The following is a 14081-nucleotide window of genomic DNA, read 5'->3' as shown; positions in this document are numbered from 1 at the left end:
TTTTTGCCAATTCCGTGTATATAATGGAGCAAATTTACTATTTTTTGGATTGTTTCATGTCCGATTGGCCACCAAAACCACAAAATGAATCACAACAAATATCTCCACAAGCACAGCAGCCCACAGGCAATGAGTGGAAACTATTAGAAAAAGCTGTTTTAGCTTCAGTTGAAGAACAACGTCGTGCACGTCGTTGGGGGATTTTCTTTAAGTTTTTAACTTTTGCTTATATATTTTTACTGTTGGTGATAATGGGCAAAGGGTGCAGTACCACGACCACGAATCCATCGGCAGCGAGTCCACATATCGCGGTGGTGGATATTGTTGGCACAATTGCATCTGATAAGCAAAGTGTGAACAGCAATGACACCATCAAGTCACTGAAAAAAGCCTATGAAAACAGCAACAGTCAGGCGGTGGTGCTAAATATTAATTCTCCGGGTGGTTCACCTGTGCAGTCAGATGAAATCTGGCAAGAAATTCAATATCTGAAAAAACAGCATCAAGGGAAAAAACTCTATGCCGTGATTGGCGATACTGGCGCTTCAGGTGCGTATTACATTGCTTCCGCTGCAGATGAAATTATTGTCAATCCATCAAGTTTGGTGGGTTCAATTGGCGTGATTATGCCAAATTATGGGCTGAGCGGTTTAATGCAGAAGATGGGTGTGGAAGATCGTACTATGACCTCAGGTGAAAATAAAGCCTTATTGTCGATGACACAACCTGTTGATCCTGAACAGAAAAAACATGTGCAAGCCGTATTAGATAATGTGCATGGCCACTTTATTCAAGCAGTGAAAGATGGACGCGGCGCGAAACTGAAATCACAAGATCCTGCGATTTTCTCAGGTCTGTTCTGGACAGGTGAGCAAGCCGTGACTTTAGGCATTGCCGATAAGATTGGCAGTTTAAATAGCCTGAAGCGTGATTTAAACCTAGATAAAACAGTGAACTATACCATTGAACACAGTCCTTTAGACTCTGTGTTGGGTCGTATGGGTGCAGCAGTGGGAGAGGGCTTTGCCACTTCTTTATCTCAACATATTCAGACTGAGCAAAACGTGAAATTACAATGAAACCACTGATTCATTTTGCGCATGCCAATGGCGTGCCATCGAAGGTTTATCAAAAACTGTTTGATTTACTTAAAGATGATTACGATGTGATTTACGTCCCTTTGTTGGGGCCAGATAAGCGTTATCCGATTGATAATCATTGGCAAAGCTTAACCCAACAAGTGATTGACAGTGTTGTGCGTCAAGCTCAGGGACGTAAAGTGATTGCGTTGGGGCATTCTTTAGGTGCAGTGTTGTCGTTTCAAGCCTCTTTACAACGCCCTGAATTATTTGAACAAGTGATCATGCTTGATCCACCTTTAATTATGGGTAAAGCATCGGTGTTTTTACATTTTGCCAAAATGTTTAAGCTTAAAGCAGTAGATCAACTGTCGCCTGCATCTTTGTCTTTGCGCCGTCGTGATCATTGGGAAAGTCGTGAGCAGGCTGCTGATTTATTGCGTCCGAAAGGTTTTTATCAAGATTTCGATGCCGATTGTTTTCAGGCTTATATCGAGCATGCTTTGACTGATGACCATGTACGAGGCGGGGTACAATTGACCATTCCAAAAATGGACGAGGTCAATATTTTTAGAACCAATCCATCACTGTGGTGGTTACCGCAAGCAAAACTGCAAGTGCCGACAGAATTGGTGATTGCAAAAAAAGGGCCGTTCTTAAAAGCAGGTTTCCCACAAATTACTGCCAAGAAATTCAACATTGCTTATCAGGTGGTTGAAGGTGGACATATGTTCCCTTTAGAAAAACCTGAAGCGACGGTGCAGTTGATTAAAGATTTGATTCAAGCACAGCAGAGTAAAGCTGCTTCTGTTTAATTCAGTCTGAACCAAATACGAACCATAAAAAACGCCTGATCAACAGGCGTTTTTTCGTATATATTAAAAGCTACATACTTAAAGAATATTTAAAAATTGCAAAACTGCACAGGTTGTTGTAACAGTTGTTGGCGATACATCACACCTTGCGCAGTGTGCTGAATGGTTCCGTTACAAATCCATTCAACCACTTGCGGATAAATCAAATGCTCCAACACATGCACACGGTTCGCCAAGCTTTCGGCATCATCGTGGATGTTTACTTGCAACACACCTTGTGCCAGTGCTTGACCTGCATCTAATTCAGCAGTGACATAATGCACGGTACAACCATGTAAAGTATCGCCTGTATTGAGTACACGTTGATGGGTGTGCATGCCTTTATAATGCGGCAAGAGTGAAGGATGAATGTTGAGCATTTTACCTTCCCAAGCATGCACAAATTTGGCACTTAAAATACGCATAAAGCCTGCGAGAACAACCAAATCAACATCCCAATCAAGTAATTGTTGATGCATGACATCATCAAATAATTCACGACTCGGATATTGTTTGTGCTCAATCACTGCAGTTTGAATCCCTGCTTGTTGAGCGCGTTGTAAAGCATAAGCATCAGGCTTATTGGAAATAACCCCAACAATTTGCCCTGAAAGATTGGCATCTATCAGGGCTTGTAAGTTACTTCCGCTGCCTGAAACGAGGACAGCTATTTTGATCATCTGAGTCAAATCACGCAAAAATTACGCGAATTTTTTCATCTGCGCCTTCAACGGATTCGGCGTTGTCTTGAATACGACCCATCACCCAAGCTTTTTCGCCAAGGCTGTTGAGAAGCTCAACTGTTTTGTCTGCATCGTTGGCATCTACAACAACAACCATACCTACACCACAGTTAAAGGTGCGATACATTTCAAACTGTTCTACACCGCCTTCACGTTGTAACAATTTGAACAGTTCTGGCCATTCCCAAGATGATTCGTCAATCACTGCTTGCGCACCATTTGGCAATACACGTGGTAAGTTACCTGGTAAACCGCCACCCGTAATGTGCGCCATAGCATGCACATCAACTTGTTTGCACAGTTCAAGCATTGATTTGACATAAATGCGTGTTGGTTCCATGGCAACGTCAGCCAGTGGACGACCATCAACCAGTTGAGTTAAATCAACATTTTTTACATCTAAAATTTTACGAAGTAAAGAGTAACCGTTTGAGTGTGCACCTGAAGAAGCGACACCAATCAGAACGTCACCAGCTTTTACTTTAGAGCCATCAATAATTTTGCTTTGCTCAACCACGCCCACACAGAAGCCTGCAAGATCGTAATCTTCACCTTCATACATGCCTGGCATTTCAGCAGTTTCACCACCTACAAGCGCACAGCCTGCAAGCTCACAGCCTTTACCAATTCCTGTAACAACATTGGCTGCAACGTCTACATTTAAGTGACCTGTTGCATAGTAGTCTAAGAAGAATAAAGGTTCAGCACCGCACACCAGCAAGTCATTTACACACATTGCCACCAAATCTTGACCAATTGTGTCATGGCGGTTTAGGTTCAACGCTAAACGTAATTTAGTTCCTACACCATCTGTGCCAGATACGAGCACAGGTTCTTCATAACCTTTCGGAATTTTACAAAGTGCGCCAAAGCCGCCTAATCCACCCATCACTTCAGGACGAGTCGTGCGCTTAGCGACAGATTTGATACGATCGACTAACGCGTCGCCCGCTTCAATATCGACACCAGCATCTTTATAGCTTAAACCAGTGGTTGGGTTAGAAGTTGAGTTGCTCATAATGAAGTCTCCGCATTCGCGGGGCGATTATACCTGAATATACGAAACTCTTATGTTATTTATGCGCTAAAATGCTATCTTTATTCAAATATTTTAACTTCTATAACGAATAAACTGAAAAAAGGCGAATTTCTATGGTCGATCGTACCTTGCGTCGCATTTTTATCCTGTCTGGGATAGTTCTGCTCCTTTGGGTGCTGTACTTATTAAAACCGGTTGTCATTCCTTTTGTTGTTGCATTTTTCATGGCTTATTTATTTAGCCCATTGGTTGAACAATTTTGCAAAGTCGGTTTGCCACGTTGGCTATCTATCAGTTTGGTTTTTATTGGGATTGGCATCGCGCTGACTTTGGCAGTTTGGTACATCATTCCTTTGGTTTGGAAGCAGTTGATGATTGCGCGTGACAGTATTCCTGTCGGTATTAACTGGATCAATTCGACCTTCTTGCCGTGGGTGTCTTCGACTTTTCATATTGAAGAAATGGAAATTGATACCTCGCACATGAGCAGCATCGTCATGGATTATGTGCAAACCAATTATAGTGCCGATAGTATTCAGGCCATGTTATTGAGTGTTGCACAGTCTGGTCTGAATTTTATTCAAATTGGTGGTACCGTAGTGCTGATTCCAATTATTGCTTTCTATTTTCTACTCGACTGGCAGCGTATGCTCGACAGCCTGCGTCGCTTAATTCCGCGTCCTTATGAGCAAAGCACTTTAGCTGTGGTGCAAGAATGTCACAGTGTATTAGGTGCTTTCGTTAAAGGTCAGTTTTTGGTGATGATCTTGTTGGGCGTCGTTTATGCGACTGGATTGCAACTGATTGGTTTAGAAGTCGGTTTGATTATTGGGATGGTTGCGGGACTTGCTAGTATTATTCCGTATTTAGGTTTCGCTGTAGGGATTGTTGCAGCCATTATTGCCACTTTCCTACAATTTGGCATTGACTGGATGCAATTGGTTTTAGTCCTTGTGGTCTTTATGATTGGACAGGCGGTGGAAGGCTATATTCTACAACCGTTTTTATTGGGTGATAAAATCGGGCTTTCGCCAGTCGCGGTGGTGTTTGCTGTTTTAGCAGGTGCACAACTGGCTGGATTCATGGGTATGTTGATTGCTTTACCAGTAGCAGCAGTGATTGTGGTTTTACTGCGTCATTTACGTGATTTTTACGAAAAAAGTTATTTGTATGGGCAACCTGTGGTGGTGTCGGAAGATGGTGCATCGGGTGACATTAGCATTGATACAGCACAAGTTCATATTGATATTGAGCTTGATCCTCAGTCAGCAAATTCACTGCAACAGACTGAAAAATCAAGTAAGATAAAGCCCTCAGATCAGCAAAACTCCTAGGTGATTACAATTCTATGCGTCAACTGCAGTTAGATATCGAGCCTCAATTAGATGCACGGATCAGTGATTTTTCTGGTCCGGGTTGGGGGCATGTGATTGATGCAGTTCGACAGCTTCATGCAGGATTGGTCAATCGCTTTTATGTCTATGGTGGTGCGGGCACAGGCAAAAGTCATTTATTGTCTGCAATTTGCGATTCCTATTTAGAAATTGGCAAATCAGCTATTAAAGTATCCTTACTTGAATTATTGGATGCCCCCACTGAAGCAATTACCTCTTTAGACCGTTATGATTTGGTTGCTTTAGACGATATTGAAGCGATTAGTGGTGTACCACATTGGCAACGTGCGGTGTTTCACTTAATCAATTACAGCAATGAGGTTGGTGGTCAGTTGGTGTTTTCATCACGTTTTGCACCGATTGAATTAAAGCTTGAATTGCCCGATTTGCAATCACGTTTGACGCAGGCAGTGAGTGTTAAAGTGCCTTCAGGCAGTTTGTATGCAGACCGACAAGCTTTAGTGAGTTCCGTGTTAGAGCGTCGCGGGATTATCATCGACCCACAAATTATTGATTACTTATTGTTACATGGCCCACAGCAGACCTCGATTTTGCTGCAAAGCCTTGAACAGTTGGTGCAATTACTTAAAGGAGAGAAAACGAAATTAAGTGGAGCAAACCTGCGTCAGATTTATGCTTTAATTGACGAATATCGGTAAAAATTAAAATTACTTGAGAATTTGCGCAAGCTATGCCAAATTATTCGGAAAATAATTCGAAGTTGCAGGGAATTTGCAACTAAAGAAGAAAAAAAACAAAGAAAATTACAAGGAGTACGCTTATGCTCAAGCAGAGCATCGGCATTGGTATGCTGTTTATCGCAGGTCATGCATATAGTAGTAATATCATTGTCACCACCACTGCTGACACCAAAGCAGATGATCAACAATGTTCTTTGCGTGAAGCCATTGAGTATATTAATTTAGGCATGCCCGAAGAAGGCTATTTGGGCTGTGGCGGCAAAAATGCCTCAAGTGTGATTTTATTAGAAAAGAAAGCCGTCTATCAAATTGATACTCAACTTAAAATTACAGAAAACCTTGAAATTAAAACCACCTATGACAGTAGTCTGAATGATAAAACTGCCCCAGGTTTGAATAATGCCACGATTCAGATGCGCGGCAATGAGCGAATTTTCCACATTGAAGATAGCAAGGATCGTTTCTTAAAAGTTTCTTTAAAAGAATTAACTTTACAGGGCTGCGGTGAGGAACGCTGTCGTCAGCAACAAGGTGGTCTGATTTATAATAATGAACATTTAATTTTAGACTATGTGAAACTGAGTCAGGGTGTAGCCAATCAAGGTGGGGCAATTTATAACCTCGCACAAATGACTGACGAGAAGATCCCTGCAGGTTTTATTGAGATCAAAAATAGCTTGCTTGAAGCTAACCAAGCGCAGGAAGGTGGCGTCATTTATACGCAATTCCCACGCTTTGTGATTACAACTTCAGTATTTAAAGGCAACAAAACCATATCAGTTGCTTCAGCCAATCTCTATTCTGCAGCAAGTTTGGCAGATGAAGAAATCAAAGCCTTTCCTAGTATGGGGAATATGATCGTGAGCAGTACTTTTACTGCAAATGAAGGCTATGTCATGAATGTGCTGGATGATATTGGTGTCAATAACATTAGCTTGATTGGTAACAGCCGTGGTGTGTATCTCAACGCACCTTTGGGTAAAGCCTATATTGCCAATAGTGTGATTTTGGGTAATCCACATCCTGTGAGTGTGAATACTGCAGCAAACTGTGTGCAAGCAGGTTCAGATGCAACAAGATTGCAAAATAATTTAGTCGGCGCAGGCTGTGGAGCAGGCGATAGCAACTATCCAAATACGCTATGGACTGCAAATTCGGTGCTTGCAGGTAATCTGCTTGAAGGTGCATGCCAAACCCTCAGTCAAGATAAAACGGCACTCTTTTGTCCATATCAAGTTCCTGAAAACTCATTCTTGGGCTTTATGCGCCCACGCGTATTGCTCAATTATAACAGCCTGAAAGATTCTGTGGTGTTGAATCAGGGGCAATTACAACTGGGGGATAATACGGTAGTCGGTTGTGCTGCTTCAGATCAGCGCGGTAAAAACCGTCAGTCAGATATTACCTTATGTGACCGTGGTGCAATAGAGGTGATGGTTCCTGAAACTATGGGGCTTATAGGTCAAGATATTTTGGCGGGTCAAATTGCTAAAATGTCGGTGAGTGATTTGTTGGGTGATAGTGATTTGGTGCCTAAAGAATTTTGTGATCAAGTCTATCCAAACAATCCGACAGGCCAAGCATGGCAAGCAGGTTGTGTGCAAATTGAGCAACTCGATACACGTTCTAAAGGAAAATTGACCGTAGATGAGTTGGGGAATTTGGTATATACCCCAGATTCTGCTTGGCATGGTGCAGATGTTTTTAAAATTAAATTAGTCACCAGTACCACACGTTTTAACAGCACAACACCTTATATGGAAGTGAAAGTCCAAGTTATTCAAGAACATGAAAATCGTATGGAAAGCGATAAAATAAAAGTTTCTGGCGGTGCATGGAGCGCTTACGGATTAATGGCTTTATTGGGCTTGTTGGGTTTACGCCGTAGAAAAGCATAAAGGATGAATATGAAAAATAATAAAAAAACACTATTAGGGATAATGGTGCTGTCTGCTATGTCGCTTATGGCAGCAGATAATCGTGTGATTCAGGTCACGACCTTTGAAGATCAAAATGGTGAAGACTTAAGCAAATGTTCATTACGTGAAGCGTTAGTTGCGGCCAAGCAGAATATTGCGTTCGGTGGATGTAGCGCAGGCAATACCAACCGTGGTGCAACCGATATGATTCAGTTGCAGGCTGGGGAATATATCTTAAACTCAGAATTACGCCCGCAATCTATGGTGCGTATTTATGGGGCGACAGCGGTCGACTATAACCAAGTAGATCCGATTACCCATCGTTATCCTTCAATTGCACCGTTAAAAACCAGTATTAATGCACAGGGCAATAGCCGTATTATCAATACTTCAGATACCCAAGCCAGCGTGGCGCTATACGATGTCATTCTAAAAAATGGGGATGCCAATGGTGGTGGTAATGCGAACCCTGTAGATGCAGGCAAAGGTGGTGCATTATTTGTGGCAGGCCCACTAGCTGCGAACAATGTCGAAATTCAAAATTCGCATGCAGAACAAGGTGGTGCAATTTACGTTGTTGCTCATCAAGCGGAGCGTCAAGTCAATTTAGAGAATGCTTATATCCATGCGAACCAAGCCAAAGTAGGTAGTGTGTTGGCAATGGATTGTAGTGCCAACTTGGTCAATACACGCTCTATGGTGAAAATTGACCGCAGCAGTATTGTGAAAAATGGTGCTGCAAATAGTCTTAGTACTTTTGATCTTTGCGGCCAACCAGATCTTGCGTTGACTGCCAGTACGATTGCACAAAACCAAGCTGATACCAGCAAAGGTCATATCTTTAACTTAAGTAATGCAGAAAATCATCCGCTTAGCACTTTGTCACAGGTGTATTTGCAAAGTAATACCATTGTTGAAAATAAAGCATTGAGTACTTTGTTTTATGACAATTATCCACGTATTGTCCTCTCTTTTAATATGTTGGCCTTTAACCAAGGTAAATCTTGTCGTTATGCATTCCCTGCGAGCTTAGAGCAGGCGCGCAACATCAACACAATTCGCAATGCCTTATTCGCAATGGGATCAGCGACAGAGCAAGGCGAGTGTGATTTGCCTGAAACAGCAAATAGTTCTTATGATGGTGCTAAAAATTTGGATTTGACAGGGCTTAGCTTTGATCAAGTATTGCAGCCCTTGCAAGAACCATCTGCTTATAATTTATTCCTGCCGTTGTATTATCCAAAACTTGGTTCAGACCCTGCGAAAGATTTGATTGATGTAAACAGCATGGGGTGTAGTGATTATGAACAACGTGGTTTAGCGCGGGTGAGTAATGCAACTTTAACTTTAAATCCTGATGCAAAAAATACCTGTGAAATTGGCTCTGTAGAAGTGATGCGCTTAAATGCAGCCGATATTCAAAGCTTGCGTAATGTCTCTTATGAAAGTTTATTTGCCAATTATCAGCAACAAATTGACCGTATTCAGTCTGCGATAGATCAAAGTAAAGATGCTGCATCTTCGGTCGTTTCTCAATCGCGTACTGATTTGAAAACGATGCAGGATTTGTTGGCCAATACCAAAGCCAAGCAGCAATATCGTGCCATATATGTTGATCCATTTGCGATGGCATTAAAGCAAGATGAACCAACTGCAGATGGGAAATTTGTTCAGTTAAGACAGCTTAATTCTGACAACTTTAGCATTAGCACTGAAGTATTGGGGATTGGTGCAATTTCGGGCTCAGGTACCACATTTAGCACAGATAAATTGACCCAAGACCCACTATTCAAGTGTGAATGGGATGCACAGTTGCAACGGATTGTGATGTATCGATTGAATGATAAAGTCACAGAAGCAACCGATTCAGCGTATTGTAAATACACCATTACCTCAAAATTAGACAGCAATTTGCATTCTTCGGGCTTGCTTGAAGGCAAATTTAGCAATATTGCCCCAATTGCAAAAGATGATCGTGTACGACTTGAATATGGTACAGATCTCAAAGTGAGTTTTAATCCATTGCTGAATGATAGCGATGCAGGCGATGGTTCTATCAGCACTCTGAAAGAAAATACCAATAAGCCTGCATTCTATAAAGATAGTACAGGACAAGAACTGGCAATTCGTTTTAAGCAATTGCCTTCAGGTGTGATAATTACGGCAGATCGACAAGAACGTTGTCCTGGGGATTATGCACGTGAAATTTGTTATGGTGGCAATATTCAGGTTCAAGTACGAAATAGCTTTAGCCCATTTGATTATGAGCTGAAATACACGATTTTCGATCATGAACTGGAATTATCGCCTGAAGCGACCATTACTTTAGAAAATACAGCGAAAAATACCAATTATGAAGCCAGTGGTGGTGGCGGGGGAAGCTTAGGTTTCTGGGGTATGTTTGGTTTAATCAGATTGGCGTTCTATCGTCAACGTCCAAGAAAATCGTAATTTACCAAGTCTTTATTGCAAAAGCCTCATCTGTTTTACACGATGAGGCTTTTATTATTGGTGAGTTTAGGCACTTTCTAGATTATTTATAAAAACAGATTAAAATTAGTGACTCATCGCAGGCTGTTGATATTTAAGAATGTATTCTTGACGAATCAAGGGCCGTTGTTCAGGTGTTGCTCGTTGCAAGCGTTGTCCTAATTCACGACGTTCTTGCGTACTCATTTTTTGCCAAGTTTCACGCATTTTTTGCTTTTCACTATCAGGCAGTTGAGTAAACCAATCCATTCGCTGCTGCAAAGCCACGCTTTTCTCAGCAGGAATTTCTTTTAAGTTTTGATAGCGCTTAATTAACGCCAATTGTTCTTCTTCAGAAAGGGTTTCCCAAGTTTCTGAAATTTGCGTATCTGCATCTTTGGAAAAAATCCAAAAACGTTCAAACCCTGCAAAACTGGTTTGTAAAAAACTGAGCGCACAACACGCAATCACAATTCGTTTAGCTGCCATGTGGAACTTTGTCCTCACCCAACACCATTAACATTTCTAAATCTTCCACCATTTGTGGAGAAAGTTTAGGAGCAGACACTGCCTGATTCTGCGGTTGTGTGGTCATTTCCATTGAATTTGGTAAGACCACAAAACCTGCAATTGCTGCAGCCAATGCAAAACCTGACATTTTCCAAAGCCCATAACGCGATGTTTTCTTGTCTTGAATATTATCCAAGACATGATTCATGACCGCAGCTTTGTGTTGATGGTGGCGAGCCAATCCATCAAGTTTGGATGTCATTTGTTTTAAGAAATCATCTTGTTTCATTCTGATGATCCTCCCAGATACGGATTCATATGTGCCAAACTGTTGCGTAAAGCTTGAATGGCACGGTAATAATGCGTTTTTACACTGCCTTCAGTGCAGTTCATAATTTGTGCGGTGGTTTGCGTATCAAAACCTTCCCAAGCACGTAACATAAAAGCTTGTTGTTGCCGAACAGGAAGCCCTGCAATTGCTGCCTGAATTTCTTCTACAGTCACAGCTTGATCTAAAAACTCTGCAGGATTGAGTGCTTGCTCATCGACAATATCGAGTTGTTCAACATCATCATCATCTAAGCTGACTTTTTTGAACCATGAAAACGGTTGTGCGCGACGAGCCTCTTTACGACGCCAATCTTGTAATTTGTTATTTAAAATGGTGTAAAACAGGGGATACCACTCATCTGTGGCTTTGTCGGCATAAGATTTATGCAAGGAAATAAAGGCCTCTTGCACCAAATCCATCGCTATGCCGTGCTGGCCTTGCGTTGCACTTTCCATCATCACTAAGGCACGCCCCGTTACGTCTTGCATGAAATTCTTCAGACGTTGCTCAGCCGTACTCTTAAGAGCACTCAAATTTTCCGAGTGTGACGACTTCGGGTTTAAATCCATAGAGATGGAAAATCCTGTCATTGGATACCCACCATTATTTTTAACATCATATTTTTATAACGCTAAAAACAATGGTTTGGTTGACATTGCAAGTTATTATTTTCAGTCTAATCTATTTTTTTTGCAGGGCTAGTCTTTTTAAAATAAATTAACCATTTACAGACGTTGGCGTACCATTTCAAAGAAACAGATTGAGCCTGCAATTGCCACATTCAAAGATTCCTGTCCACCTGGTTGTGGAATACTTACCGCTTCTGCATGCTGTAAGGCATAATCGGACACACCTTGACCTTCATTGCCTAGAATCCAGACGCAAGCCTTACGCAGATTTTTGGAATAGAGACTTTCTGCATGGTGTGAACTGGTCACATATACAGGAATCTGAAATTGTGCTAAGACATCTTCGAGTTCAATATTTTCAAAGGTATGCAAGCTAAAGTGTGCGCCCATGCCTGCACGTAACACCCGTGGCGACCAAAGTGAGGCAGAACCTTTGGTACAAATAATTTGTTCAATACCTGCTGCTGCTGCAGAGCGCAATAAGGTGCCGACATTACCCGGATCTTGCACATTTTCTAAAATCAGTGTGTCTGCTTTAAAGTCTAAAGCTTGGCTTGAACTTGGCACGTCGACAATGGCTAAACAGGCAAGGGAAGTGCCTAAAGTGCTTAAATCTTTATATAAAGATTCGCCAATGACAAAGACCACGCCTGTGTATTTAGCCAAAATACGCTCATAGTCAGGATGGCTTAGTGCATGTTCGGTGGTAAAAATCGAATTGATTTTTTTATTTTCATATAACCACGCCAGACACAAATGTGTACCTTCAAGTACCGTTTGTCCCTGTTTTTTGCGATAGTTATTTTGTTCAATTAAACCACGTAAGTGTTTAATTTTCGGGTTATCTTTTGATTCTAAAAAAATCGTAGGCATGCGATAAAATCCACAGCAGTCAGCGAATGGCCGACTGCTGTTGTTAAAAATTATTGATGGTAGCTGCTGACCAAATCGACTTCATTTTTTGAGCCAATGATGACAGGCACACGTTGATGTAGGTCTGTGGGTTGGATGTCTAAAATACGCACACGACCTGTGGTTGCCGCACCGCCTGCTTGTTCCATGAGCATACTCATTGGATTGGCTTCATACATTAAACGTAAACGACCTGCTTTTTTCGGGTCTTTTAAGTCGTATGGATACATGAAAACCCCGCTACGGCAAAGGATACGGTGAATATCGCCCACCATACATGCAACCCAACGCATGTTAAAGTCTTTTTCGCGTGGCCCAGTTTTACCAGCCAAAAGTTCATCAATATAGCGTTTTACAGGTGCTTCCCAATGGCGTTGGTTTGAAGCATTGATCGCGTATTCTTTTGTATCGGCAGCAACTTGAATGTTGTCTGCAGTCACCAAAAACTCTTGGCTTTCTGGGTCAAAGGTAAAGAATACCACGCCTGCACCAACAGTGAGCGCCATCATGGTAGATGGGCCATACAGGACATAACCTGCAGCAACTTGTTGTGCACCTGCTTGCATAAAGTCTGCAGCTTGGGTCACGGCATTTTTTGCAGGTAAAATTGAGAAAATGGTACCCACACACATATTGATGTCGATGTTGCTTGAACCATCCAGTGGGTCAAATAACACTAAATATTGACCATTTTCCTGAGCAGGAGTGAATTCGTCTAATTCTTCCGACGCCAAACCACCCACATTAGGATGTTTTTGTAACGCTTCAATTAAATAATCATTTGAAATAACATCTAATTTCTTTTGTTCTTCGCCTTGTACGTTTTCATTTTGGGCACTGCCTAATACGCCCGCCAATGCACCTTTTTGTAATGTTTGGTCAATTGTTTTGCAAGTATTGGCTATAGTTTCAATCACTTGAGCAAGTTCGGGTGTTAAATTTCCAGTTTGTTGTTGTAGAAATTGGGAAAGGGTGCGGTATGACATGACTGGAAAACTCCGAATGACTGCAAAAATGAGGATAACAATATGCTGCAATAGTTTAGATGAGAACGCGTTAAAAGAAAAATTAAACTCGACTATTTGCTGTGATTTTACCCTTGCAAGTCCTGCAGAAAGTGCTATGTTGATGTGAAGGATTTAATTTGAGATAGGAGCACAGATATGACAACGTTAAAGTTTGATGCGACTCCAACGCCAAGCGAAGGGATTAGTTTAGACGATATTTCTGAGGACAAGATGAAAGCCGCTTGGAAAGATTACGAGTCTAAACCTGAATATAAAAAGTTTAACAAGCATGATTTGATTGAATCTATGCAAACTGCAAAAGCTGATGCCGAGTCGGAATAACTGAAGCAAAGCTGTATTTCTGCACTTATCTGTTAGTTTTTAAAATATTCGTTCGCCCAGTTTTTTATGTCATAAAAAAGCGCCCTTGTAATAAAGAGCGCTTTTTTCGTATTGGGGAAACACGTTCTAAACGAGTTTTTCCCAAACAGCAA

The 14081-nt window shown here is 41.6% G+C and carries 14 protein-coding genes; 7 read left to right on the top strand and 7 right to left on the bottom strand.

Annotation, left to right across the window (positions count from 1 at the left end; translation table 11 throughout):
- The first annotated feature begins 56 nt into the window (after window positions 1-56).
- Window positions 57-1079 carry a signal peptide peptidase SppA gene (gene sppA, locus FTU70_RS01220; protein WP_179989048.1) on the top strand — a complete coding sequence of 341 codons (1023 nt, stop codon included), beginning with the start codon at window positions 57-59 and terminating at the stop codon, window positions 1077-1079.
- Entirely contained in the window at window positions 1076-1894 is an 819-nt protein-coding gene (locus FTU70_RS01215; protein ID WP_004971819.1) for an alpha/beta fold hydrolase, read from the top strand. The genes sppA and FTU70_RS01215 overlap by 4 nt, the downstream gene beginning before the upstream one ends.
- Window positions 1895-1983: 89 nt before the next feature.
- Here FTU70_RS01215 and purN read toward each other — a convergent pair whose 3' ends face one another.
- Together purN and purM are read right to left on the bottom strand one after the other, a co-directional pair.
- Complete coding sequence (purN, locus tag FTU70_RS01210; protein WP_131261179.1) at window positions 1984-2613, bottom strand: phosphoribosylglycinamide formyltransferase; 630 nt, start codon at window positions 2611-2613, stop codon at window positions 1984-1986.
- A gap of 10 nt (window positions 2614-2623) precedes the next feature.
- Window positions 2624-3694 carry a phosphoribosylformylglycinamidine cyclo-ligase gene (gene purM / locus FTU70_RS01205; RefSeq protein WP_004971815.1) on the bottom strand — a complete coding sequence of 357 codons (1071 nt, stop codon included), beginning with the start codon at window positions 3692-3694 and terminating at the stop codon, window positions 2624-2626.
- A 134-nt stretch (window positions 3695-3828) separates the two neighbouring features.
- Between purM and cxpE the strand changes: the two genes are divergently transcribed.
- The 4 genes from cxpE (at window position 3829) to FTU70_RS01185 (ending at window position 10180) form a co-directional block, all read left to right on the top strand.
- Window positions 3829-5049 carry a chloramphenicol efflux transporter CxpE gene (gene cxpE / locus FTU70_RS01200; protein WP_167845886.1) on the top strand — a complete coding sequence of 407 codons (1221 nt, stop codon included), beginning with the start codon at window positions 3829-3831 and terminating at the stop codon, window positions 5047-5049.
- Window positions 5050-5063: 14 nt separating this feature from the next.
- The gene (gene hda, locus FTU70_RS01195; protein WP_004971812.1) at window positions 5064-5768 is read left to right on the top strand and encodes a DnaA regulatory inactivator Hda; all 705 of its coding nucleotides are present in this window, start codon (window positions 5064-5066) and stop codon (window positions 5766-5768) included.
- A gap of 122 nt (window positions 5769-5890) precedes the next feature.
- Window positions 5891-7708 (top strand): rhombotarget A, encoded by a 1818-nt coding sequence (rbtA, locus tag FTU70_RS01190; RefSeq protein WP_167845887.1) that lies wholly within the window; start codon window positions 5891-5893, stop codon window positions 7706-7708.
- A 57-nt stretch (window positions 7709-7765) separates the two neighbouring features.
- Window positions 7766-10180, top strand: a complete 2415-nt coding sequence (locus FTU70_RS01185; RefSeq protein WP_257222525.1) for a CSLREA domain-containing protein — start codon at window positions 7766-7768, stop codon at window positions 10178-10180.
- A gap of 105 nt (window positions 10181-10285) precedes the next feature.
- On the opposite strand, the gene FTU70_RS01180 is transcribed toward FTU70_RS01185, so the two are convergent.
- From FTU70_RS01180 to FTU70_RS01160, 5 genes are all read right to left on the bottom strand, one after another.
- On the bottom strand, window positions 10286-10687 hold the full coding sequence (locus FTU70_RS01180; RefSeq protein ID WP_180059864.1) for a DUF3106 domain-containing protein: 402 nt from the start codon (window positions 10685-10687) through the stop codon (window positions 10286-10288).
- Window positions 10677-10997: a hypothetical protein gene (locus FTU70_RS01175; RefSeq protein WP_180059862.1), complete on the bottom strand. Its 321-nt coding sequence runs from the start codon at window positions 10995-10997 to the stop codon at window positions 10677-10679. The genes FTU70_RS01180 and FTU70_RS01175 overlap by 11 nt, the downstream gene beginning before the upstream one ends.
- Entirely contained in the window at window positions 10994-11608 is a 615-nt protein-coding gene (locus FTU70_RS01170; protein WP_180059896.1) for an RNA polymerase sigma factor, read from the bottom strand. The genes FTU70_RS01175 and FTU70_RS01170 overlap by 4 nt, the downstream gene beginning before the upstream one ends.
- Window positions 11609-11764: 156 nt before the next feature.
- Entirely contained in the window at window positions 11765-12541 is a 777-nt protein-coding gene (locus FTU70_RS01165; RefSeq protein WP_180059859.1) for an RNA methyltransferase, read from the bottom strand.
- Window positions 12542-12591: 50 nt separating this feature from the next.
- Window positions 12592-13566: a class 1 fructose-bisphosphatase gene (locus FTU70_RS01160; RefSeq protein ID WP_179991108.1), complete on the bottom strand. Its 975-nt coding sequence runs from the start codon at window positions 13564-13566 to the stop codon at window positions 12592-12594.
- 177 nt (window positions 13567-13743) lie between these two features.
- Between FTU70_RS01160 and FTU70_RS01155 the strand changes: the two genes are divergently transcribed.
- A complete protein-coding gene (locus FTU70_RS01155) occupies window positions 13744-13929 on the top strand; it encodes an NF038105 family protein (protein ID WP_004971800.1) in 186 nt (61 codons plus the stop codon).
- Window positions 13930-14081: the final 152 nt, after the last annotated feature.

Origin of the sequence: Acinetobacter sp. YH12135, from assembly GCF_013418565.1 — a bacterium.
Classification (GTDB): domain Bacteria; phylum Pseudomonadota; class Gammaproteobacteria; order Pseudomonadales; family Moraxellaceae; genus Acinetobacter; species Acinetobacter towneri.
Note: the sequence above shows the minus strand (reverse complement) of the source record. Positions and strands in the feature narration are given on the sequence as shown.